Origin of the sequence: Saccharopolyspora rosea, assembly GCF_025643595.1 — a bacterium.
Taxonomy (GTDB): Bacteria; Actinomycetota; Actinomycetes; order Mycobacteriales; family Pseudonocardiaceae; genus Saccharopolyspora; species Saccharopolyspora rosea.
In genome coordinates, this window is sequence record NZ_CP102826.1 from 3,029,487 (window position 1) to 3,053,128 (window position 23,642).

Below are 23,642 nucleotides of genomic sequence, written 5' to 3' on the forward strand. Positions count from 1 at the left end.
GAGGATCAGCGATGAACGTGCTCGTGTGCGTCAAGCGGGTTCCCGCCACCGGGGCGAAGATCCCGCTCACCGAGGACGGCGAGGACGTCGACACCCGCCACCTCGGTTTCACCATCGGCCCGCACGAGGAGTGCGCGGTCGAGGAGGCCGTGCGCATCGTCGAACGGTTCGGCGGGAGCGCGACCGTGCTCACCGTCGGACCGCCGGAGGCCGACGAGCAGCTGCGCTACGCCATCTCCATGGGAGCCGACCACGGCGTGCTGGTGGAGACCGGGCCCGCGGAGACTGACCCGGAGGCCACCGCGTCGGCGATCGTCGCGGCGATCCGGGAGCTGGAATCCGACGGCCAGCGGTTCGACCTGGTCATGTTCGGCAACGAGTCGGCGGATGCGGGCAACTACCAGGTCGGCATCCGCGTGGCGTACGCGCTGGGGCTGCCGGTCGTCGGGGGCATCAAGGGCATCGAGGTGGATCCCGAGGCGGGGCGCGCGACGTTCCGCTGCCCGGCCGGCGACGGCGTGGAGGTGTACCAGGCGCCGCTGCCGTCGGCCGTGGCGGTCAAGGAGGGCTTGAACCTGCCCCGGTATCCGAGCATCAAGGGTCGGCTGCGGGCGAAGAAGACGCAGCTGCGCACCGTTCGGCCCGAGCTGGAGGTCGGCGGTCTGCGCAAGGTGCGACTGCGCCCGCCGCCGGAAGCGGAGAAGGAGACGGTGGTGCTCGGCCACGGTGCCGGGGCCGCCGGGTCGGTGGTGGACGTGCTGACCGAGCTCGGGGTGGTGTGACCATGCTGCTGGCAGTGATCGAGGCCGAGGAGGGTGCCCTCACCGCGGCTTCCGCGGGCGCGGTGGCGCGGGCGCACGCCCTGGCCGGTGAGATGGACGTCCCGGTCGCCGCGGTGGCCTTCGCCGCGGCCGGGGACCTCAGCACGGACCTGGCCAAGCACGGGGTGAGCACGGCGTACGTCCTGGAACACGAACTGCTCGGCGAGTACTCGCCGGAGCGCTGGGGCGAGGCGCTGGCCGCGCTGATCCGGCAGGTCGAACCGGGCGGTGTGCTGGCCGCCGCGTCCCACCGGGGCAACGAGCTGATGGCCCAGGCGGCCGCGCGCACCGGGCTGCCGCTGGCGACCAACTGCCTCGCCGTCGCGACCGGCGATCCGTGGACGCTGACCCGCCAGCGCGTCGGCGGTGTGCTGCTCGAAGACGCCGAGCTGCGGGCGCCGGTCAAGCTGGTGACCCTGGCGCCCGGCGGTGCGGAGGTCGTGCCGCCGGACCCGGTCGACGGCGAGGTCGAGCTGCGCCGGTTCGAGCCCCCGCTCGACGAGGGGATGGCGCACACCGCGCTCGTGGAGCGCACGGCGGGCGGCGAGTCGGGTGTCACGCTGGCGACGGCACGGGTCGTCGTCTCCGGCGGTCGCGGCGTGGGCAGCGCGGAGGGTTTCGCCGTGCTGGAGGAGCTGGCCGGGCTGGTCGGCGGTGCGGTCGGCTGTTCCCGGGTGGCCACCAACAACGGCTGGCGCCCGCACAGCAACCAGGTGGGCCTGACCGGCACGAAGATCGCACCGGACCTCTACATCGCGTGCGGGATCAGCGGGGCGACGCAGCACTGGGTGGGTTGCATGGACGCCAAGACCATCCTGGCCATCAACACCGACGACCAGGCGCCCATGGTGACCCGTGCCGCCTACGCGGTGATCGGCGACGTGCAGGAGGTGCTCCCGGCGGTGATCGAGGAGATCAAACGACGTGCGGGGGCGGGATGACCGGATTCGTCCTCAATGGGCAGTGGACGTCGGTGGGCCGTGGCCGAACCCCTCGGCTTGGGCCGCAAGACGATGTGCGGCCGTGCCGTGCACACGCGTGCACGACACGGCCGCGAGCGGTCGCCGTCTGGGCACCGGCTCGTCAGAACCGCGGCGGGTTCATCGTCCGCCGGGCTCGTCGTCCGCGCCGGCGGTGTAGGACTTCGCACCGGTGCCGGCCAGCTCGCCGCCCCTGACCACCGGTGGGTGTCGAAGTAGTGCAGCCGCACGTCGAAGGGGGCCAGTCGGCGCATCACCGCCTGGCCGATGCGGCCCGCGGCGAGCCCCCCCCCGACGTCCATGCTCCAGGTCGTAGGCCCGCGCGGCGGAGTCGGCGATGTTCCAGCCGCCGGCGGCGACCCGGTCGTGCGCCGGGAGGAAGTTGCGCACGAGCGCGAGGATCTGCATGACGGCGTGCTCGGCGACGCTGATGCTGTTGTCGTTGACGCGATTCCGATTCTGCTGAGGGGCGAGGAGTCCGTCCAAGACGCATTTTCGATGATGTGATAGGCGCTGCCGATCTGCGCTTCGCGGTGCGGACACAACGCCTGCCGGTGTCGCATGAGGACGGTCATGTGGACCGGTATCCGCCTGCTTTCCCGGCGAAGTCGGGCTCGTTGTCGAGCTCCTGCGGACTCCGCCGTTGCGCCGAATTGTCGGTGCCGCCCGAACTCGGCTGCTCGTGTTGGAAGTCCGATATGGACTGTGCGCGTCGTTGTGCCGCGGGGCATCGCTGTTCGCCTGGACGGTCCCGTCTGAGGGGGCTGGAGCTGGTGCGAACGTGCTGCGGATCCCGGTGGGCGCGATCAAGGGCGTTGCTCGGTGACAGCCGTGGCGCCTGACCGCACATTGAGGTATCAGTCGTCGGTCAGAAGGGCCTGTTGTTTTCGCAGGTCAGCGCAGCTGGGCCAGGGATGGGCAACCGGCGGTGGGGCATCCGGGGCCCTTGACAACCTCCACTCGCACAGCCAGGGTGTTGCATCCATCGGGACGGGTTGCCGAATGCGCAACGGATGACGAACGGAGCGCATCGGCGAGTCCTCCTGCCGAGGACAGCGGAAAGGGCGGAGAGCCTGGCCGGCGCAGGCGAGGAGAGGTGCGAGCGTGGTGTCGCAACAGCGTTCCCGCGAGTCGGCGGACCGCCCGTTTCCCGTTCTCCAGCAGCAGTTCCACGCCAAGAGCCGCAGTGGTCGGTTCACCGGAACCGCGATCCGGAGTAGTGGCCGCTCGTGCACCCACTGTTGGAAGGAGGCGGCGCCGCACCGGTGCCGAATGCCATGTCAGCGGATGCTTCAACCGGAAGAACCTCGACACCATCCTCGACAACGGTCGTCGAACCAGGGCTGATCCGGCGAGCGGTTGCCGCCGCGGCGGTCGGCAACATCACCGAATGGTTCGACTTCGGCGTGTTCGCCTATATGGCGAGCACCATCGGCAAGGTCTTCTACCCCAGTTCCAGTCCCACCGCACAACTCCTGGCCACCTTCGGAACGTTCGCGGCGGCCTTCCTCGTCCGCCCCCTCGGCGGCCTGTTCTTCGGCCCGCTCGGCGACCGCATCGGACGCACCCGGGTGCTCGCGGCGACCATGATCATGATGGCCGTCGGCACCTTCTGCATCGGCATCATCCCCAGCTACGCCAGCATCGGCGTGGCCGCGCCGATCCTGCTGCTGCTCGCACGACTGATCCAGGGCTTCTCCACCGGTGGTGAGTACGGCGGCGCGATGACCTTCATCGCCGAGTACGCGCCGGACAAACGTCGAGGATTCCTCGGGAGCTGGCTGGAGTTCGGCACGCTCGTCGGCTACATCATGGGCGCGGTCATCGTCACCGTCCTCGGCGCGGCGCTGTCCCAGGCCGACCTGTTGTCCTGGGGCTGGCGCATCCCGTTCCTCGTCGCGGGCCCCCTCGGGCTGGTGGGCATGTACCTGCGGCTGAAACTGGAGGAGACCCCGGCGTTCGCCAAGCTCGCCGAACTGCACGAGGGGAACGCGGACAAGGGCACCAAGGACGAGTTCCGCTCGATCTTCGTCCGGCACTGGCCGGCCATGCTGCTGTGCGCGGGACTGGTCCTCGTGTTCAACGTGACGAACTACATGCTCACCTCCTACATGCCCACCTACCTGTCCGACGAGCTGCCGCCGAGGATCGGCGAGACCGAGTCCTACCTCCTGCAGATCGCGGTCATGGTCGTCATGTTGGTCGCCATCACCTTCATCGGTAAGCTCTCCGACCGCATCGGCCGCCGACCCGTGGTCCTCACCGGCTGCGTCGCGCTGGTGGTGCTGTCCGTCCCGTCGATACTGCTGATCCAGCAGAACACCACGGTCACCGTTTTCGCCGGCCTCATGATCATGGGCTTCATGCTGGTCGTGTTCAGTGCGACCATGCCCTCCACGCTGCCCGCGTTGTTCCCCACCGGCATCCGCCAGGGAGCGTTGTCCATCTCCTTCAACATCTCCGTGTCGTTGTTCGGCGGAACCGTGGCGTCCGTGATGACGGCGCTGATCGCCACGACCGGCGACCTGATGTGGCCGGCCTACTACCTCATGGGGGCCGGCGTGATCGGCGGGGTCGCCGTGTGGTTCACCAAGGAGTCGGCGAACAAACCGCTGCTGGGCTCGGGCCCCGCCGTGGAATCGGAGGACGAGGTGCGCGCCCCGGACCGCGCATCGGAATGACGGACGCGTCCGTCGCCGGGCGCGCGGATCGCGGCGGAGCGTGCGCGTGAGGCCGTCAGGTTCGCCCGCTCCGCGACGGCACCGCGTTCGGCGGGGCCGAGCCGTTCGGCGGGGCCGTGACCGCCGAACCGTAAGGTGGGCGGATGCTCTTCCGGCAGCTTGAGTACCTCGTCGCGTTGTCCCGAGAACGGCACTTCGCCCGCGCGGCCCGGGCCTGCTACGTCTCGCAGCCGACGCTGTCGGAGGCGGTCCGCAAGCTGGAGGACGAGCTCGGGGTGCCGCTGATCCGCCGTGAGCGGCGTTTCCAGGGGCTCACGCAGGAAGGGGAGCGCATCGTCCGGTGGGCGGAGCGGATCCTGGCGGACCGCGAGTCGATGCGGCAGGAGGTCGGCGCCCTGCGCACCGGGCTGAGTGGACAGCTGACCCTGGGCGTGATCCCCACCGCGGCGCCCGCCGTTCCGCTGCTCACCGCCGCGTTCTGCGCGAAGCACCCGCTGGCGCGGGTCCGGGTGCTCGCCGACCTGTCCACCGACGAGATTTCCCGCCGACTGCGCAACTTCGAGATCGACGCCGCCCTGACCTACGTCACCGATCCCGACCTTGTCGGCATGACCGCGGTTCCGCTGTACCGGGAGCGGTACGTGTTCCTGACGCCGTCCGACGGCGAGTTCGGCCGGCGTGACTCGGTGAGCTGGGCCGAGGCCGCCCGCGTGCCGCTGTGCCTGTTGTCCTCGTCGATGCGGGGGCGGCGCAGGCTGGACGCCCTGTTCGGTGCAGCCGGCGTCGCGCCGTCTCCGCAGCTGGAAACCGATTCGATCGCCTCGTTGTGCTCCCACGTCGCCACCGGGCAGTGGTCCAGCATCGTTCCGGCCCCCTTCGCCCGCGCTCTCGACGACACCGCGGGCGTGCGCGCCGTCGCGATCGAGGGCTCGGACCACGCCGCACGCGTCGGATTGGTGCTGTCCTCCCGGGAACCCGGTTCCGTGGTCGGGCGCGCGTTCGTGGACGTGGCGCGGTCGATCGACGTCGCCGCGGAACTGGAGTGACCGCCGCGGGAAATCCTGATAGGTGGCGCCTATCTCGTGATCGGGAACGTCTCTTTGACAATTCCGGGAGTGTCGTCGAAAACCCGTGGGAGCGCTTCTTCCGCGGGCAATTCCGATCGTTCGATGACCGCGGCCTTCGGCGGTGAAACCCCGTTCGGCGGCGGTGTCGCGCTGTCCCGGGGCAGCGTGCGCGGGAAGCAGTCGAGTGGACGCCGAGACGACAGGGGCGAGGATGAGCACGATCGAAGACCCCGGTGACGATCTGTCCGTCACGCCGCCCAAGACCTGGGCGACCGGTGTACCCGCGGTGGCGCACGCCCTGCGGTACTCGCTGAGCCAGACCTCGGTCCGCCGGACCGCCCTGACCTTGCTCAACGTCAACCAGGCCACCGGGATCGACTGCCCCGGCTGCGCGTGGCCGGAGGCCGGACCCGCGCAGCGCCACCTCAACGAGTACTGCGAGAACGGCGCGAAGCACATCAACGACGAGGCGACCACCCGCCGCGTCACCGCCGACTTCTTCGCCCGGCACAGCATTTCCGAATTGGCCGGCAAGTCCGACTACTGGCTCAACCAGCAGGGCAGGCTGACCGAGCCGATGGTCAAGCGCCCCGGCTCGGACCACTACGAGCCGATCGAGTGGGACGAGGCGTTCGGCCTGCTGGCCGAGGAGCTGCGCGGGCTCGATTCCCCTGACGAGGCGTTGTTCTACACCTCGGGGCGGCTGGGCAACGAGGCGGCGTTCCTGCTGCAGCTGTTCGCCCGCGCCTTCGGCACGAACAACCTGCCCGATTGCAGCAACATGTGCCACGAGTCCAGCGGATCGGCGATGCAGGAGACGCTCGGTGTCGGCAAGGGCACGGTGGGTCTCGACGACCTGCACCAGGCTGATCTGGTCTTCGTGGTGGGGCAGAACCCGGGCACCAACCACCCGCGGATGCTCTCGGCGCTGGAGGAGACCAAGCGCAACGGCGGTCAGGTCATCGCGGTGAACCCGCTGCCCGAAGCGGGGCTGATGCGGTTCAAGCACCCGCAGAAGGTCCGCGGTGTGATCGGCCGGGGCACCGCGATCGCCGACCAGTTCGTGCAGATCCGCCCCGGCGGCGATCTCGCGTTGTTCCAGGCGCTGAACTCGCTGCTGCTGGAGGCCGAGGACGACGCGCCGGGCACGGTGCTCGACCGCGCGTTCATCGAGGCGCACACCAGCGGGTTCGGCGAGTTCGCCGAGCACGTCCGCCGGATCTCGTGGGACGACGTGCTGGCCGCCACGGGTCTGCGCCGCGAGGAGATCGAGGAGGTCCGCGACCGGGTGCTGCGCAGCGAGCGGATCATCGTCTGCTGGGCCATGGGCCTGACCCAGCACAAGCACGGCGTCCCCACGATCCGCGAGATCGTCAACTTCTTGCTGCTGCGCGGGAACATCGGCAAGCCGGGCGCGGGAGCCTGCCCGGTGCGCGGGCACAGCAACGTGCAGGGCGACCGCACGATGGGCATCTGGGAACGGATGCCGCAGGCGTTCCTCGACGCGCTGGAGCGCGAGTTCGGCTTCACCCCGCCCACCGAGCACGGTTGGGACTCGGTGGACTCCATCCGGGCCATGCGCGACGGTCGCGCCAAGTTCTTCCTCGGCGTCGCGGGCAACTTCGTGCGCGCCACGCCGGACAGCGACGTCACCGAGGAGGCGATGCGGAACTGCCGGCTCACCGCGCACATCTCCACCAAGCTCAACCGCTCGCACGCGGTGTGCGGCGAGACCGCGCTGATCCTGCCCGCGCTGGGCCGCAGCGACCGCGACGTGCAGGCCACCGGTGAGCAGTTCGTGACGGTCGAGGACTCGATGAGCGAGGTGCACGCCTCGCGCGGTCGGCTGGAACCGGCGTCGGACGCACTGCTCAGCGAGGTGGCGATCGTGTGCCGGCTGGCCCGCCGCACCCTCGGTGACCGGGTGGCGATCCCGTGGGAGGAGTTCGAGGCGGACTACGGCACGATCCGCGACCGGATCTCCCGCGTGGTCCCGGGATTCGAGGACTTCAACGCCCGGGTGGCCGAGCCCGGTGGTTTCCGGCTGCCCAATCCGGCCAACCACGGGGAGTTCCGCACCGCGAGCGGGAAAGCGACCTTCACCCGCAACGAGTTCGCGATGCTGGCCGCGCCCGCCGGGCACCTCGTGCTGCAGACCCTGCGGTCCCACGACCAGTGGAACACCATCCCGTACGCGATGAACGACCGCTACCGCGGCATTCACGGCGCTCGGCGGGTGGTGCTGGTCAACCCCGCGGACCTGGCGCACCTCGGGATCGCCGACCGCAGCGAGGTCGACCTGGTGAGCGTGTGGCGCGGCGGAGAGGAGCGCCGCGCTGCGAACTTCCGGGTCGTCGCCTACCCGACGACTCCCGGTTCCGCGGCCGCGTACTACCCGGAGACCAACGTCCTCGTTCCGCTGGACAGCGTGGCCGACATCAGCAACACGCCCACGTCCAAGGGAATCGTGGTCCGGCTGGAGCCGGTGGGCTGACTCGCCAGGAAGGCGGCACGGGGTGGTCGGTGCACACTCGCACCGGCCCGACGCGCCGGCGGCCGAGGAGCCGGTGGAGAGCGTCGGAGGGCGTCCGCTCGCGGTGACGTTGCGGACGCCCGGCGCGGACGTCGACCTCGCGGTCGGGTTCCTGGTGGGCGAGGGCGTGGTGCGCTCCGCCGATGCGGTGCGCAGCGCCCGGTACCGCGCGGACGCCACAGTGGACGGTGGGAGCACCTGCGACGCCGTCGCGCTGGCTCCGGGGGTCGCGGCCCCCGACGTCCCGCTGGAGCGCGGCTCCTGGACGACCTCGTCCGGATTCGGCTTTTTCCGAGCAGTGCAGGGCGCTCAGTCGAACACCACGGTGCTGTGCCCGTTGAGCAGCACCCGGCGCTCGCAGTGCCAGCGCACCGCTCGGGACAGTGCGAGGGCTTCGGCGTCGCGGCCGACCGTCTGCAACGCCTTGGGGTCGTAGGTGTGGTCGATCCGGATCACTTCCTGTTCGATGATCGGGCCTTCGTCGAGGTCCGGGGTGACGTAGTGCGCGGTGGCGCCGACGAGCTTGACCCCGCGGTCGTAGGCCTGGTGGTAGGGCTTGGCGCCTTTGAACCCGGGCAGGAACGAGTGGTGGATGTTGATCGCCCGGCCGTGCAGGGCCTTGCAGGTCTGGTCGGACAGCACCTGCATGTAGCGGGCGAGGACCACCAGTTCCGCGTCGTAGTCGTCGACCACTTGCAACAGCCGGGCTTCGGCCTCCGGCTTGGTCTCCGGCGTGACCGGGATGTGGACGAAGGGCAGGCCGGCGCCTTCGGCCATGGGCCGGAGGTCCTCGTGGTTGGACACCACGGCGACGATGTCGCCACCGAGGCTGCCCGCCCGCCACCGGAAGATCAGGTCGTTGAGGCAGTGCCCGAGCTTGGAGACCATCACCAGCATCCGCGCGCCGCGGTTGTCGGAGAAGGCGAAGGTCATCTCGAAGTCCGCGGCGATGGGCTCGAAACCACGCGCCATCTCGTCGAGGTCGATCTCGTGCGTCGCGTTGACCTGCGTGCGCAGGAACAGCCGGTCGCGCACCGAGTCGTCGAACTGCTGGTATTCGCCGATGTCGCAGCCGTGCTCGAAGAGGTAGGCGCTGACCGCGCGGACGATGCCGGTGCGGTTGGGGCAGCTCAGGGTGAGGATGAACGAACGCGTCACAGGAGTCTCCTCAGCATTCCACGATGTTGAGAGCCAGCCCTCCGCGGGCGGTCTCCTTGTACTTGTCCTTCATGTCGGCTCCGGTCTCGCGCATCGTCTTGATGGCCTTGTCCAGCGAGACGTGGTGCCGACCGTCACCGCGCACCGCCATCCGGGCCGCGGTGATCGCCTTGACCGAGGCGACGGCGTTGCGCTCGATGCAGGGGATCTGCACGAGCCCGCCCACCGGGTCGCAGGTGAGGCCGAGGTTGTGCTCGATGCCGATCTCGGCGGCGTTCTCCACCTGTTCCGGGGTTCCGCCGATGATCTCGGCCAGTCCTCCCGCCGCCATGGAACACGCCGAGCCGACCTCGCCCTGGCAGCCGACCTCGGCGCCGGAGATCGACGCGTTCTCCTTGAACAGCAACCCGATCGCGCCCGCGGTGAGCAGGAAGCGCACGGCGTCGTCGTCGGAGAACGTCGGCAGGAACTTCTGGCCGTAGTGCAGCACGGCGGGCACGATCCCGGCGGCGCCGTTGGTCGGGGCGGTCACCACCCGGCCGCCCGCGGCGTTCTCCTCGTTGACGGCGAGCGCGAAGAGCGTGACCCACTCCATGGCGTGCAGCGAGTCGGGCTCGTCGGCGTCGGCTTGAAGACGCCGGTGCAACTCGTTGGCCCGGCGGCGCACTTTGAGCCCCCCGGGCAGCACGCCGGTGCTGCGGGCCCCGCGTTCGACGCATTCCCGCATCACCGACCAGATGTGCAGCAGGCCCGCGCGGATGTCCGACTCGCTGCGCCACGCGAGTTCGTTGGCGAGCATGAGGTCGCTGATCCGGGAGCCGGTTTCGCGGGCGTGCGCGAGGAGTTGCGCCCCGGTGCTGAACGGGTAGGGCACGGGGGTGTCGTCTTCGACGAGCACGGGCCGGCCCGTCTCGTCCTCGTCGAGGACGAAGCCGCCACCGACCGAGTAGTACTCGCGGCGTTCGAGCGGGGTTCCCGCGGCGTCGAGGGCTTCGAACACCATGCCGTTGCTGTGGAAGTCCAGACGTGCGTTGCGGTGCAGGACGATGTCCTCGTCGATGCGGAACGGGACCTTGTGATCGCCGCCGAGCAGGATCCACCCCTCGTCGCGCACCGCGCGCACCGTCGGTTCGGCCGCGACCGGATCCACGAGGTGGGGCTGTTCGCCCGTCAGCCCGAGGACGACGGCCTTGACGCTGCCGTGGCCGTGCCCCGTCGCGCCGAGGGAGCCGAACAGCTCGCAGCGCACGGTGGCGGTCCGGCGCAGGGCGCCCGACTCCGCCAGCCTCGTCGCGAAGAGGTGGGCAGCCCGCATCGGGCCGACCGTGTGCGAACTCGATGGCCCGATACCGACCTTGAACAGGTCGAACACTGAGATGGTCATACGCACCCCCGGGGTGGGTGTTGGCTGGGCCGCCGGAACGGGGACTCCAGATGCGCAACTAATATATCAGTAGTATGTGAGTTGGATAGCTTTGCTGTGGCCGTGTGCTGGGACTCCGCCGTCAGGCCCTAGGATGGAACCCGTGACCGCTAACCCCCAGGAGCTCGAACCGGCGCCGACATCGCTGGCCGACCGCGCCTACGCGGCGATCCAGGACCTGTTGATCATGCTCGACATCCCGCCGATGGCACCGATCGACGACGGGGCGCTGAGCGAGTCGCTGGGGATCGGTCGCACCCCGGTCCGGGAGGCGCTCAAGCGCTTGCAGGGCGACCGGCTGGTGGTCTCCTACCCGCGTCGCGGCACCTTCGCGACCGCAGTGGACATCACCGACCTGGCCTACATCTCCGAGATCCGGGTGCAGCTTGAGCCCCTGGCGGCGCGGCGCGCGGCGCAGACGGCCGGACGCGAGATGAAGGCCCAGCTCGCCGAACTCGCCGACCAAATCGAAGCTCTCGACGTGGCGGAGCTGGGCCGGTCCGACCTGATGCGGTGGGACCTGCGGGTGCACCGCGGGATCTACCGCGCCGCGGGCAATCCGCACCTCGAAGACACGCTGATCCGCTACAACAACCTCGCCACCCGCATCTTCTGCCTGTTCCTCGACCGGATGCAGCACTTCGACCGGCACGTGGGAGAACACGTCGCGCTGCTGCGCGGGATCGCCGACGGTGAAGCGGACAAGGTCGCCAGGCTCGCCCGCGAGCACGTCATCGGCTTCGAGAAGGCGATCAGGTCGGTCACCTGAGCCGGACCGGCGACGCCCGGGACCGGCCCGGTGGCGCGGTCGTGCGGGCGTCGCGCATGTCCGCTGGGTGCTGCCAGCACGCGGCAGGCGCCGGGGCTCAGGCATGTCGCTGCGCGCTGCGGATCGTGTGGTGGAGCAGCAGTGCGGTGGTGACCGGACCGACTCCGCCCGGTACCGGGGTCAGTCCGCGGGCCAGACCGCTGACGCCGGTCTCGTCCACGTCGCCCGCCAGGCCGCCTTCCGCGGTGGGGGTCGTGCCGACGTCGATGACGATCGCGCCTTCGGTGATGTGCTGCGCGGTGATCAGCCCCGGGCGTCCGACCGCGACCACGAGGACGTCGGCGGTGCGGGTGTACCGGGCGAGGTCCTCGGTGTAGCGGTGGCAGATCGTCACGGTGGCGTCCCGCCGCAGCAGCAGTTGCGCCGCGGGCTTGCCGACGACGTTGGAACGCCCGACCACCACGCAGGTGCGGCCGGCCAGCGGCACCTCGTAGTGGTCGAGCAGGGCCAGCACCGCTGCGGCGGTGGCCGGTGCGAAGGCCGGCAGCCCGGCGCCGAGGCGGCCCAGGGACAGGGGATTGGCGCCGTCGACGTCCTTGGCCGGGTCGATCGAGGCAGCCAGGTCCTCGAAGTCGGCCCCCGCGGGCAACGGGGTCTGCAGGATGATCCCGTGCACCGACGTGTCGTTGCTGAGCTCCTCCAGCGCGGTGCGGACGTCCTGGGCGGTCGCGTCCGCACCGACGTCCACGATGTCGCACGACACCCCGGATTTCGCCGCTGTCTTGGCGATCGAGCGGACGTACCAGGCGCTGGATTCGTCGTCGGTGGCGACCACGACGGCCAGGCGCGGCGTGACACCGGCCAGGGAGAGCTCGGCGGCTGCGGAGGAGACCTGGGCGCGGATGCCGCGGGCGAGTTCCACACCGCCGAGGCGCAGCGTGGTCTCGGGGGCGGATCCGGCAGGCGGCGGCGGTTCGGTGGTGGTCATCTGAGGATCTGCTCCCGGACGGCGGCGGTGACTTCGTCGGCGTGGCGGAGGAGGTCGTCGGTCCCGGCTGTCGCGTCGGTCAGCTCGGCCCGCTGTGCGGGCTCGGTGAGGCCGACGAGGTTGATCTCGACGTTGGTCCGCGCGGTGGCGACCGCCGCGCGGGCGGCGTCCGCGGCAGCGGCGATGTCGCTGATCACGTTGGGGTTGCCCAGCGGACGCAGTTCCTCTGCCAGGCGCAGGACGTCGCGGGCCACCGCGAGGACGCGGGCCGGAACTCGGCCGGCCTCCACCAGCGCCGTGGCGATCGCCCGGGACCGGGCGGCCTTCTCCTCGGGCGTCGACTTGGGCAGCCCGTAGGCCCTGCCCACCGCGGTGAACACCGCGACGTCCTGCTCGGCCAGTTCCAGCGAGCGCGTGCGCAGCTCGTCCGCGGTGTCGCGCACCCGCTCGATGATCGCGGCGTGCTCGGCGTATTTCGGGCCGTCGCTGTAGCGGGCGACCATCGCGACCAGCGCCGCTGCCTGGGCCGCGTGCAGCGCTGCGCTCGCGCCGCCACCCGGAGCCGGGATCCGGGCGGCGAGGTTGTGCAGGAAGGTGTCGATGGTGTCTGAACGCATGCGGGTCCTTCGTGGTCGGAATGCCGTCGGACTGCGTCGATCAACGGCGGATGCGCCTCATCTCCGGGTCCACCAGCGGCTCGGCGGCGACGGTGGCGCGGATCCTGCGGTCGAAGTACTGGATCTCGACCTGGGTTCCCACCGTCGCCGAGGACGGCAGCCAGGCGTAGGCGATCGGGGTGCCGATCGTGTGGGCGAAGGCGGCGGAGGTGACGTAGCCGGCCGGGGCCCCGTCGAGGAAGACCGGTTCCGAGCCGAGCACGACGCTGCGGCCGTCGTCGATCGTCAGGCACGACAGGCGTCGCGACACGGTGTCCGCGTCGATCTCGGCGAGCGCGTCGCGGCCGACGAACTCGCCCTTCTGCTTGCGCACCGCGAACCCGACCCCGGCTTCGTACGGGTTGTGCTCGGTGGTCATGTCCGCGCCCCACGCGCGGTAGCCCTTCTCCAGCCGCAGGCTGTTGAACGCGGCGCGGCCGGCGGCGACGACCCCCAGGTCACGACCGGCCGCGAAGAGCGCGTCCCAGAGCCGTTGGCCGTACTCGGCGCTGGTGTAGATCTCCCAGCCGAGTTCGCCGACGTAGGAGACCCGCATGGCGGTGACCGGGATGCCCGCGATGCGCGCGGACTTGCAGCGGAAGTACTTCAGGCCCTCGTGGGAGAAGTCGTCGTGGCTCAACGGCTGCACCAGGTCGCGGGCGAGCGGACCCCACACGCCGATGCAGCAGGTACCGCCGGTGATGTCGCGGATCTGCACGCTGTGGTCGGCCGGCGCTTGGCGGCGGAAGTGGTCGAGGTCGAGGTTGCCGTTGGCACCGACCTGGAAGCGCTGCTCGCCGAGCCGCGCCACCGTGACGTCGCTGCGGATTCCCCCGGACTCGTCGAGGACGAGGGTGTAGGTGACGGAGCCGATCGACTTGTCCATCTTCCCGGTCGTCAGCCGGTCGAGGAGCGCGAGGGCTCCGGGACCGCTGATTTCGAGCCGCTTGAGCGGGGTCATGTCGTACAGGGCGACGGCGGTGCGGGTCTTCCACGCTTCGACCGCGGCGATGGGGGAGTGGAACATCGCGGACCAGGCGTCGCGAGGCCGCGGCTGCCATTCCACGGGCAGGTCCTCGACGAGGGGGGCGTTGGCCTCGTACCAGTGCGGCCGCTCCCAGCCGTGGGATTCGAGGAAGAACGCGCCGAGTTCCTTCTGCCGCGCGTGGAACGGGCTGACGCGCAGGTCCCGGGGCGAGAGCTTGGGCTGCAACGGGTGCAGGACGTCGTAGACCTCCACGAAGTTGCGCTGCGCGGTTTCGTCGACGTAGTCCTCGGTGGTTTCGATCTCGTCGAACCGGTGCACGTCGCATCCGTGCAGTTCGAGCTCGCTGCGGCCGTCCACGAGCAGCTGGGCCAGCGCCCGGGCGACGCCCGAGGAGTGGGTGACCCACACGGCCTCGGCGATCCAGAAACCGGCGACGTCCGGGGATTCGCCGATCAGCGGACCGCCATCGGGGGTGAACGACATGATCCCGTTGAAGCCCGTCTCGACCTTCGCCGACCGCAGCGCGGGCAGCAGCTCCTTGCTGTGCTCCCAGGACGGGGCGAAGTCCTCCTCGGTGAACGGCATCATCGACGGCATCGCCGCTTCGGTGGGGGCACCGTCGATCTCGGGCAGCTCGCTGAGCCGGACCGGCATCGGCCGGTGGGCGTAGGTGCCGATGCCGAGGCGGTCGTTGTGCTCGCGGTAGTAGAGGTCCCGGTCCTGGTGGCGCAGGATCGGCAGCCGTGCCTCGATCTGCTCGTCGTTGCGGCCGACCAGCTCGCTGACCTGCCCGGTCCGCGCGTACTGGTGCGCCATCGGCAGCAGCGGCACCCGCATGCCCACCATGTCGCCCACGGCCGGGCCCCAGAACCCGGCGCAGGACACGACGATGTCGGCGGGGATCACCCCCGCGTCGGTGCGGACTCCGGTGACGCGGCCGCCGTGCTGGTCGATCCCGAGGACCCGGGTCGAACCCTGGAACCGGGCACCCCGGGACCGGGCGCGCCTGGTCAACGCCTCCACCGCGCGGGCGGCCTTGGCCAGCCCGTCGGTGGGGGTGTGGAAGCCGCCGAGGACCTTCTCGGGGTCGAGCAGCGGGTGCAGCCGGACGCACTCCTCCGGGCCGACGACCTCGCCCGGGATGCCCCACGAGGTGGCCCAACCCTGCCTGCGGTGCAGGTCGGCGAGACGTTCCGGGGTGGTGGCGATTTCGAGACCACCGACCTGGTTGAAGCACCACGCGCCATCGACGTCGAGGCTGTTGAGCTTGTCCACGGTGTACGTGGCGAACCCGCTCATCGTTTTCGACGGGCTGGTCTGGTAGACCAGCCCCGGTGCGTGCGAGGTGGAACCCCCGGTGAGCGGCAACGGCCCTTGGTCGACGACGGTGATGCGGTTCCACCCGCGTTCGGTCAGCTCGTCGGCCAGGTTCGCACCGACGATCCCGGCTCCGATGATGACGACGCGAGGTGTCGTGCTCATGCTGGTCTCCTAACTGGCTGTCCTCGGCGACTGCGCGCCGCGAGGACGAGGACGGGTTGACGCGGATCCGGGGAGCGGGCCACCAGGTGCGGGGTTCGGGTCGCGGGTCTCGTCGTGGGGCGGGCTCGGCGGACCCTGGTATATCGGTGCCGTCAGCCTGATATATCAACTGGACGGCAGCGTAAGCAGCGCCGGAGGCCGGGGTCAACACGTCGGCGGAAACCCGTGTGGTCGCGAGCGTTCGCCGCAGGTGGCGGCGTCGTCGGGGCGACCGGAGGAGGTGTGGTCGCCTGGCGCGTCGGGGTCCGCGGCGGCCCGGTGTCGCGGTCCGCGCTCTTGACCCCGCGGCATGTGCTCCCTAAGGTACGCGACAACTGATATGTCAGAGTAATGTCTTTCGTTCTCCAGGATTCGTCCGCTTGACCGCCGCTCTCGGCCCCCGGCCGTGGGAGCACTCGCAGCCCACCCCCTCACCCCGACCCGAACGGAGGGTTCTGATGACGCCGCGCACTCCCGGCGCCGACCTGCCCGAACACCCGGACTGGTTGTGGCGCTCACCGGAACCCAAGTCCAGCTACGACGTGGTGATCGTGGGCGGTGGGGGACACGGCCTGGCCACCGCCTACTACCTGGCGAAGAACCACGGCATCACGAACGTGGCCGTGTTGGAGAAGGGGTGGCTGGCCGGCGGGAACATGGCCCGCAATACCACGATCATCCGCTCGAACTACCTGTGGGACGAGAGCGCCGGGCTCTACGAGCACGCGCTGAAGCTCTGGGAAGGGCTCGAAGACGAGCTGGACTACCCGCTGCTGTTCTCCCAGCGCGGCGTGCTGAACCTGGCGCATTCCTTGCAGGAGGTGCGGGACAGCGTCCGCCGGGTCAACGCGAACCGGCTCAACGGGATCGACGCGGAGTTCCTCGATCCGCAGCAGGTGAAGGAAGTCTGCCCGATCCTGAACACCTCGTCCGAGGTGCGGTATCCGGTGCTGGGGGCGACCTGGCAGCCCAGGGCGGGGATCGCCAAGCACGATCACGTCGCGTGGGGCTTCGCCCGGGCCCTGGACCGGATGGGCGTCGACCTGGTGCAGAACTGCCAGGTGACCGGGTTCGAGCGGGTCGGCGACAAGATCGTCGGCGTGGAGACCACGTGCGGCACCATCCGCGCGGGCAAGGTCGCGCTGGCCGCCGCCGGGCACACCTCGGTGCTGGCCGACACCCTCGGGCTGCGGTTGCCGATCCAGAGCCATCCGTTGCAGGCGCTGGTGTCCGAGCTGCTGGAACCGGTGCACCCGACGGTGGTGATGTCCAACGCGGTGCACGTCTACGTTTCCCAGGCGCACAAGGGAGAACTGGTGCTCGGCGCGGGGATCGACGCCTACAACTCCTATTCCCAGCGCGGTGCGTTCCACACGATCGAACGGCAGATGGCCGCGGCGGTGGAGCTGTTCCCGGTCTTCTCCCGCGCGCACGTGCTGCGGACCTGGGGCGGCATCGTCGACGTCACCCCGGACGCCTCGGCGATCATGGGTCTCACGCCGTTCGACGGGCTGTACGTCAACTGCGGGTGGGGCACCGGCGGGTTCAAGGCCACGCCGGGCGTCGGGTGGTGCTTCGCGCACACCATCGCCCACGACCGGCCGCACCCGCTCAACGCCCCGTTCTCCCTCGAACGTTTCACCACCGGTGCCCTCGTCGACGAGCACGGCGCCGCCGGTGTCGCCCACTAGGGAGTGTTTCGGGAGTGCTGTGCGTGGCGGTGCCGGTGGCGGAACTCCGAAAGAGAAAGCGGCTGACGCCGCTTGTAAAACACGCGCTAGGAGGCTTGCGATGATGCTCATTCCCTGCCCGTGGTGCGGGCCGCGCGACGAGAACGAGTTCCACTACGGCGGCCAGGCCGATGTCCGCTACCCGGACGACCCGCAGGCGGTGTCCGATGAGGACTGGGCGCGGTTCCTGTTCTACCGGAACAACCCCAAGGGGGACTTCGCCGAACGCTGGGTGCACGCGGCGGGCTGCCGGCGCTGGTTCACCGTGCACCGCGACACCGTCACCCACGCGATCCACTCCGACGACAGCTCGACCACGCCGAGGACGGTGACGAGGTGACCAACGAGTTCAGGCTCGCCGCAGGAGGCCGGATCGACCGCGGCCGCCCGCTGCGCTTCCGCTTCGACGGCCGCGACTACACCGGATACGCGGGCGACACGCTGGCTTCCGCGTTGCTGGCCAACGGGGTCCACCAGGTCGCCACCAGCATCAAGCACGGTCGCCCGCGCGGCATCATGGCCGCCGGGGTCGAGGAGCCCAACGCGCTGGTGCAGATCGAAAAGCCGTTCCCGGAACCGATGTTGACGGCCACGACGGTCCCGCTGACCGACGGCCTCGAAGCCACCGGACTGCCCGGCCAGGGACGTCTGGCCACTGAGGACGATCCCGCCCGCTACGACACGATGCACGCGCACTGCGACGTGCTCGTCGTCGGCGCGGGCCCCGCCGGGCTCGCGGCCGCGCTGAGCGCGGCGCGCAGTGGAGCGCGGGTGATCATCGCCGATGCCGACGCCGAATTCGGCGGCAGCCTGCTGGGCACCGGCGAACAGCTCGACGACGCACCGGCCACCGACTGGGTGCAGCGGGCCGTCGCCGAGCTGGCCGCCTTCCCGGAGGTGCGACAACTGCCGCGCACCACCGTGTTCGGCCACTACGACGACAACTACCTCGTCGCGGTGGAGAACCGGGGAGACGACGAAGCCAGCAGGCAACGCATCTGGCGCATCCGCGCCCGCGAGGTGGTCCTGGCGACCGGCTCGCACGAACGCCCGTTGGTGTTCGCCGGCAACGACCGGCCGGGCACCATGCTGGCCGGATCAGCCCGGACCTACCTGCACCGGTACGGGGTCGTGCCGGGGACCCGCGCGGTCGTGTTCACCACCAACGACAGCGCGTACGCGGCGGCGATCGACCTGCACGACGCCGGGGTGGCGATCTCGGCCATCATCGACGTGCGCGAGGTCGTGTCGACCTACTGGGCGTCGCGGTGCCTCCAACGCGGCATCGTCGTGCACGCCGGGTCCGCGGTCGTCAGCACCTCCGGCACCGACCGGATCTCGCGCGTGCACATGGCCCGCTGGGAGTCCGACGGCGACCGCGTGACCGATGTGCAACACGTGCTCAGCTGCGACCTCCTCCTGGTGTCCGGCGGGTGGAACCCGGCGGTGCACCTGCACAGCCAAGCGCGCGGAACGCTGCGGTTCGCCGAGGACATCGGCGCCTTCGTGCCCGACCAGCACGCGCGGTCCGTGCGATCGGCCGGCGCCGCGGGCGGATTCTTCGACACCGCGGACTGCCTGCGCACCGGTGCCGAAGCCGGTGGCGACGCCGCGCTCGCCGCCGGTTTCGACGCGACCACCGGTTCCCTTCCCCGCGCGCGCAAGGCGCCGGTCCTGGCGGGGCGCAACGTGTGGCTGGTGCCCAGCCCGTCGGACTCGGCGGGGAACAACCAGTACGTGGATCTGGCGCGCGACGCCACGGTCGCCGACGTCCGCAAGGCGCTCGGGGCGGGAATGGACTCGGTCGAGCACGTCAAGCGCTACACGACGATCGGCACCGCCCACGACCAGGGGAAGACGTCGGGCATCCTGTCGACGGGCATCATCACCGAGGCGCTGGGGCGGGACATCGCCGACGTCGGCACCACGACGTTCCGCGCCCCGTACACCCCGGTGACCTTCGCCGCGCTCGCGGGTCGGGACCGCGGCGACCTCTACGATCCCGTGCGGGTCACGGCCATGCACGACTGGCACGTCGAGCAGCGCGCCCCGTTCGAGAACGTCGGCCAGTGGAAGCGGCCCTGGTACTACCCGCAGTACGGCGAGGACATGGAGGCCGCCGTGCTGCGCGAGTGCCACGCCGTTCGCGAGGGAGTCGGCATCCAGGACGTGTCCACATTGGGCAAGATCGACGTGCAGGGGCCGGACGCGGGCGAGTTCCTCGACCTCGTCTACACCAACATGATGAGCACGCTCAAGGTCGGGCGGATCCGCTACGGCCTGATGTGCACCGCGGACGGCATGGTGTTCGACGACGGCACGGTGATGCGCACCGGCCAGAACCGCTACCTGATCAGCACCACGTCCGGCAACGCCGCGGGTGTGCTGGAGTGGTTGGAGGATTGGCTCCAGACCGAGTGGCCGCACCTGCGGGTGTACCTCACCTCGGTCACCGAGCAGTGGGCCACGATCGCCCTCGCCGGACCGCGGTCCCGCGAGGTGCTGGCCCGCGCCACCGCAGACATCGACCTCGACAACGAGGCGTTCCCGTTCATGTCCTGGCGGGACGGGACCGTCGCGGGGCGTCGGGCGCGGGTGTGCCGGATCAGCTTCTCCGGAGAGCTCGCCTTCGAGATCAACGTGCCCCGGTGGCACGGGCGTGAGGTCTGGGACGCGCTCATCGACGCCGGCGCGTCGCTGGCCATCACCCCCTACGGGACCGAGACGATGCACGTCCTGCGCGCCGAGAAGGGATTCCCCATCGTCGGGCAGGACACCGACGGAACGGTCACGCCGCACGATCTCGGCATGAGCTGGGCGGTGTCGAAGAAGAAGGCCGACTTCCTCGGCAAGCGCTCCTTCAGCCGGGCCGACACCGCGCGCACCGACCGCAAGCAGCTGGTCGGGCTGCTCCCCGCCGACGAGGACCTGGTGCTCGCCGAGGGGGCCCAGCTCGTGGAGCACTCGGAGCTGCCGGAACCGCCCGTGCCGATGCTCGGCCACGTCACCTCCAGCTACCGCAGCGCAGCGCTGGGCCGCGGATTCGCCCTGGCCCTGGTCAAGGGCGGGCGGGACCGCATCGGCGACACGATCTACTCCACCGCGGGCGACGGGCTCGCCGCGGTCACGATCACCGAGCCGGTCTTCTACGACAAGGAAGGAGCACGCCGAGATGGCTGACAGCTACGGCGAATCCCCGTTGGCCTCCCGCGCGGAGCTTCTGGCGCACGCCGGTGCACCGGGCGCCGTGCACCTCGCCGAAGTGCCGTTCCTGGCCCAGGTCGCGCTCCGGGTCGACCCCAAAAGCGCTGCGGCAGAACGGGTGGGGACCGCGCTCGGGGCCATGTTGCCGACCCAACCCGGCGAGGTCGCGGAGGCCGGGAACGTCTCGGTCCTGTGGCTGGGCCCGGACGAGTGGCTGCTGGTGGGCCCGCGCGGAAGCGCCGAGGAAATCCAGGAGACGCTGACCGAGGCGTTGGCCGACGAGCACGCGGCCGTGGTGGACGTCTCGGCCCACCGCACCATCCTGGACGTGGCGGGCCCCCTGGCCAGGGAGTTGCTGAACAAGGGGTGCGCGCTCGACCTGCACCCCCGCAGTTTCGAGGCGGGCCGCTGCGCGCAGACGATGCTCGCCCGCGCCGGGGTGATCCTGGTGTGCCGCGACGCGGAAACCCCGAGGTTCTGGGTGTTCGTGCGCGCCTCGTTCGCCGAGTACCTCGCGGACTGGCTGGCGGATGCCGCCGACGAGTACCGGACCCGGCACACCCGCACGGCGATCGACGACGTCGAACCCCGCCAACCCGAACCCGCCCGCTGAGTCCTCCGCGGCGCACAGCCGCGCGTCCAGGACGTCGACTCGAACCGCTGTCGATCCCCGTTGAACAGGAGTACGCGTGACCCAAGTGCGTGCAGTCGTCTCGACCGGCAAGGGAAAACCGGTCGAGGTGACGACGATCGATGTCCCCGACCCAGGGCCGGGCGAAGCGAGAGTGCGGGTGCAGGCGTGCGGGGTGTGCCACACCGACCTGCACTACCGGGAGGGCGGGATCAGCGATGAGTACCCGTTCCTCCTCGGCCATGAGGCCGCGGGCGTGGTCGATTCCGTCGGGGAGGGGGTGCACGACCTCGAACCGGGCGACTTCGTCGTGCTGAACTGGCGCGCGGTGTGCGGTACGTGCCGGGCGTGCAAGCGCGGCAGGCCGCAGTACTGCTTCGACACCCACAACGCCGCCCAGCCCATGACGCTCGCCGACGGCACCCCGCTGTCACCGGCGCTCGGGATCGGTGCCTTCGCCGAGCAGACGCTCGTCCACTCAGGACAGTGCACCAAGGTGGACCCGGCCGCCCGGCCCGCGGTGGTCGGCCTGTTGGGGTGCGGCATGATGGCCGGGATCGGCGCGGCGGTCAACACCGGGCACGCCGGACCCGGTGACTCGGTGGCGGTGATCGGCTGCGGCGGTGTCGGCAGCGGCTCGGTGGCCGGCGCGAACCTGGCCGGAGCGCGGCGGATCATCGCCGTCGACACCGACCCGGTGAAGCTGGAGTGGGCGCGCGAGTTCGGTGCCACGCACACGGTCAACGCCGCCGAGAGCGACGCGGTGGAGGCCATCCGCGCGCTCACCGACGGCCACGGCGCCGATCTGGTGGTGGACGCGGTGGGAGTCCCGCAGACCTACACCCAGGCGTTCTACGCCCGGGATCTGGCGGGCACCGTGGTGCTCGTCGGCGTGCCCTCCCCGGAGATGCGCCTGGAACTTCCGCTGATCGACGTCTTCGCCCGCGGCGGGGCCCTCAAGTCGAGTTGGTACGGCGACTGCCTGCCCAGCAGGGACTTCCCGATGCTGGTCGAGATGTACCAGCAGGGGCGCCTGCCGCTGGAGAAGTTCGTGACCGAGGAGATCGCGCTGGACCAGGTCGAGCACGCCTTCGAGAAGATGCACCGCGGCGAGGTGCTGCGCTCGGTGGTGACGTTCGGATGAGCGCGCGCATCGACCACACCGTCACCTCCGGCACCTTCTCGCTGGACGGTGCGACGTTCGACGTCGACAACAACGTGTGGGTGGTGGGCGACGATCACGAATGCGCGGTCATCGACGCGCCGCACGACGTCGCCGCGATCCGCGAACTCGTGGGCGGGCGCGAGGTGCGGGCGGTGCTGTGCACGCACGCCCACGACGACCACGTGCGCGCGGCTCCGGCACTGGCCGAGCAGGTCGGCGCGCCGGTGCTGCTGCACCCGCAGGACCGGGTGCTGTGGGACCTCACGCACCCGGACCGCGAACCCGACGGCGAGCTCGCCGACGGCCAGGTGTTCCACATCGCCGGGACCGAGTTGCGCGTGCTGCACACGCCGGGGCACGCGCCCGGAGCGGTCTGCCTGCACTCCCCGGACCTCGCCACGGTCTTCACCGGCGACACGCTCTTCGCCGGTGGCCCGGGAGCGACCGGCCGATCGCATTCGGACTACGACGTGATCGTGGCCTCCATCCGGGAGCGGCTGCTGCCGCTCCCGGCGGAGACCGAAGTGCGGCCCGGACATGGCGAGTCGACCACGATCGGCGCGGTCCGCCGGGAGTTCGACGAGTGGATCGCGCGTGGCTGACGAGGACCTCGCGCGTCCGCGCACGCGCTGGCGAGGCGTCCCGTGATCCCGGGCGGCTCCCCTCGGTCGACCGGCCGAGGGGAACCGCCGTCGCTGCGAAGGCTGCGTTCACCGCTCGGCCTCCGGTGGTGACGGCTCCCGCGCCGTGGCAGTCCCGTGCTCCACCAGCGCGAAGAGCCTCGAATCAGGGTCGGCCGATCTCTTGACGCGGCCCGCCGTCTCGGGGAGTCTGTTGCGCATCACGGTTTGCGTTCTCTTATCCGCAACAGGAGGGGTCCATGATCGCCGTCTGCCGCGCCGACGAGCTTCCCCCTGGTGAGTCGGTCCGCTTCGTCGCCGACGTCCCCATCGCCGTGTTCAACGCCGACGGCGAGTTCTACGCGGTCGACGACACCTGCTCCCACCAGGACGCCTCGCTGTCCGACGGCTTCCTGGAGGGCTGCTACGTCGAATGTCCGTTGCACGCGGCGTTCTTCGACCTCCGCACCGGCGAACCGACCTGCCTGCCGGCCAAACGGCCCGTGCGCACGCACCCGGTGACCGTCGAGGACGGCACCGTCTACGTGCACGTCGTGCCCGCGCACGAGACCCGGCGGGACCTCGTTCAGGAGCACGAGAGCGTCCCATGAGGACGGTGATCGTCCTCGGCGCGTCCCGGGCCGGATCCGGCCCGGGACGGGCGGGCCGAGGATGATCGATCCACGTCGTGGCAGGTCGTTGTCGTA

Annotated in this window: 19 protein-coding genes; 13 read left to right on the forward strand and 6 right to left on the reverse strand. The window is 70.5% G+C overall.

All coding sequences use genetic code 11. The annotated features are described in order from the left end of the window. Positions 1–11: 11 nt before the first annotated feature. Positions 12–782: an electron transfer flavoprotein subunit beta/FixA family protein gene (locus tag NV263_RS14065; protein ID WP_263253637.1), complete on the forward strand. Its 771-nt coding sequence runs from the start codon at positions 12–14 to the stop codon at positions 780–782. A 2-nt stretch (positions 783–784) separates the two neighbouring features. Then, the gene (locus NV263_RS14070; RefSeq protein ID WP_263253638.1) at positions 785–1,762 is read left to right on the forward strand and encodes an electron transfer flavoprotein subunit alpha/FixB family protein; all 978 of its coding nucleotides are present in this window, start codon (positions 785–787) and stop codon (positions 1,760–1,762) included. Positions 1,763–1,921: 159 nt separating this feature from the next. Here the strand turns inward: NV263_RS14070 and NV263_RS14075 are convergent, their stop codons facing one another. Then, positions 1,922–2,287 carry a hypothetical protein gene (locus tag NV263_RS14075; protein WP_263253640.1) on the reverse strand — a complete coding sequence of 122 codons (366 nt, stop codon included), beginning with the start codon at positions 2,285–2,287 and terminating at the stop codon, positions 1,922–1,924. A 791-nt stretch (positions 2,288–3,078) separates the two neighbouring features. On the opposite strand from NV263_RS14075, the gene NV263_RS14080 reads away from it, so the two are divergent. The 3 genes from NV263_RS14080 to NV263_RS14090 all read left to right on the forward strand — a co-directional run bounded on the left by NV263_RS14080 (position 3,079) and on the right by NV263_RS14090 (position 8,043). Beyond that, positions 3,079–4,482 carry an MFS transporter gene (locus NV263_RS14080; protein ID WP_263253642.1) on the forward strand — a complete coding sequence of 468 codons (1,404 nt, stop codon included), beginning with the start codon at positions 3,079–3,081 and terminating at the stop codon, positions 4,480–4,482. A gap of 143 nt (positions 4,483–4,625) precedes the next feature. Continuing rightward, the gene (locus NV263_RS14085; RefSeq protein WP_263253644.1) at positions 4,626–5,528 is read left to right on the forward strand and encodes a LysR family transcriptional regulator; all 903 of its coding nucleotides are present in this window, start codon (positions 4,626–4,628) and stop codon (positions 5,526–5,528) included. Positions 5,529–5,760: 232 nt separating this feature from the next. Beyond that, positions 5,761–8,043, forward strand: coding sequence for an FdhF/YdeP family oxidoreductase (locus NV263_RS14090; protein WP_263253646.1), 2,283 nt, complete (start codon positions 5,761–5,763; stop codon positions 8,041–8,043). Between the two features lie 348 nt (positions 8,044–8,391). Here NV263_RS14090 and purU read toward each other — a convergent pair whose 3' ends face one another. Together purU and NV263_RS14105 are read right to left on the reverse strand one after the other, a co-directional pair. Next, on the reverse strand, positions 8,392–9,240 hold the full coding sequence (gene purU, locus NV263_RS14100) for a formyltetrahydrofolate deformylase (protein WP_263253647.1): 849 nt from the start codon (positions 9,238–9,240) through the stop codon (positions 8,392–8,394). A 10-nt stretch (positions 9,241–9,250) separates the two neighbouring features. Then, positions 9,251–10,624: an L-serine ammonia-lyase gene (locus tag NV263_RS14105; RefSeq protein ID WP_263253649.1), complete on the reverse strand. Its 1,374-nt coding sequence runs from the start codon at positions 10,622–10,624 to the stop codon at positions 9,251–9,253. A 133-nt stretch (positions 10,625–10,757) separates the two neighbouring features. Here NV263_RS14105 and NV263_RS14110 point away from each other — a divergent pair, with 133 nt between their 5' ends. Continuing rightward, positions 10,758–11,432 carry a GntR family transcriptional regulator gene (locus NV263_RS14110; protein ID WP_263253650.1) on the forward strand — a complete coding sequence of 225 codons (675 nt, stop codon included), beginning with the start codon at positions 10,758–10,760 and terminating at the stop codon, positions 11,430–11,432. A gap of 97 nt (positions 11,433–11,529) precedes the next feature. On the opposite strand, the gene NV263_RS14115 is transcribed toward NV263_RS14110, so the two are convergent. From NV263_RS14115 to NV263_RS14125, 3 genes are read right to left on the reverse strand one after another with little or no spacing between them, the layout of a single operon-like run. Beyond that, entirely contained in the window at positions 11,530–12,420 is an 891-nt protein-coding gene (locus NV263_RS14115; RefSeq protein ID WP_263253651.1) for a bifunctional 5,10-methylenetetrahydrofolate dehydrogenase/5,10-methenyltetrahydrofolate cyclohydrolase, read from the reverse strand. Beyond that, the gene (locus tag NV263_RS14120) at positions 12,417–13,037 is read right to left on the reverse strand and encodes a cyclodeaminase/cyclohydrolase family protein (RefSeq protein WP_263253652.1); all 621 of its coding nucleotides are present in this window, start codon (positions 13,035–13,037) and stop codon (positions 12,417–12,419) included. Before NV263_RS14120 ends, NV263_RS14115 begins: the two co-directional genes overlap by 4 nt. A gap of 40 nt (positions 13,038–13,077) precedes the next feature. Continuing rightward, positions 13,078–15,546, reverse strand: a complete 2,469-nt coding sequence (locus NV263_RS14125) for a GcvT family protein (RefSeq protein ID WP_263253653.1) — start codon at positions 15,544–15,546, stop codon at positions 13,078–13,080. Between the two features lie 497 nt (positions 15,547–16,043). Here NV263_RS14125 and NV263_RS14130 point away from each other — a divergent pair, with 497 nt between their 5' ends. From NV263_RS14130 to NV263_RS14160, 7 genes are all read left to right on the forward strand, one after another. Next, complete coding sequence (locus NV263_RS14130) at positions 16,044–17,276, forward strand: sarcosine oxidase subunit beta family protein (RefSeq protein WP_263253654.1); 1,233 nt, start codon at positions 16,044–16,046, stop codon at positions 17,274–17,276. Between the two features lie 100 nt (positions 17,277–17,376). Beyond that, positions 17,377–17,655: a sarcosine oxidase subunit delta gene (locus NV263_RS14135; RefSeq protein ID WP_263253655.1), complete on the forward strand. Its 279-nt coding sequence runs from the start codon at positions 17,377–17,379 to the stop codon at positions 17,653–17,655. Then, positions 17,652–20,495 (forward strand): sarcosine oxidase subunit alpha family protein, encoded by a 2,844-nt coding sequence (locus NV263_RS14140; protein ID WP_263253657.1) that lies wholly within the window; start codon positions 17,652–17,654, stop codon positions 20,493–20,495. Before NV263_RS14135 ends, NV263_RS14140 begins: the two co-directional genes overlap by 4 nt. Beyond that, positions 20,488–21,132, forward strand: coding sequence for a sarcosine oxidase subunit gamma (locus NV263_RS14145; RefSeq protein WP_263253659.1), 645 nt, complete (start codon positions 20,488–20,490; stop codon positions 21,130–21,132). Before NV263_RS14140 ends, NV263_RS14145 begins: the two co-directional genes overlap by 8 nt. A gap of 76 nt (positions 21,133–21,208) precedes the next feature. Further along, positions 21,209–22,294: an S-(hydroxymethyl)mycothiol dehydrogenase gene (locus NV263_RS14150; protein WP_263253661.1), complete on the forward strand. Its 1,086-nt coding sequence runs from the start codon at positions 21,209–21,211 to the stop codon at positions 22,292–22,294. Next, positions 22,291–22,917 carry an MBL fold metallo-hydrolase gene (locus NV263_RS14155; protein ID WP_263253662.1) on the forward strand — a complete coding sequence of 209 codons (627 nt, stop codon included), beginning with the start codon at positions 22,291–22,293 and terminating at the stop codon, positions 22,915–22,917. The genes NV263_RS14150 and NV263_RS14155 overlap by 4 nt, the downstream gene beginning before the upstream one ends. Positions 22,918–23,195: 278 nt before the next feature. Next, positions 23,196–23,546: a bifunctional 3-phenylpropionate/cinnamic acid dioxygenase ferredoxin subunit gene (locus NV263_RS14160; protein ID WP_263253663.1), complete on the forward strand. Its 351-nt coding sequence runs from the start codon at positions 23,196–23,198 to the stop codon at positions 23,544–23,546. Positions 23,547–23,642: the final 96 nt, after the last annotated feature.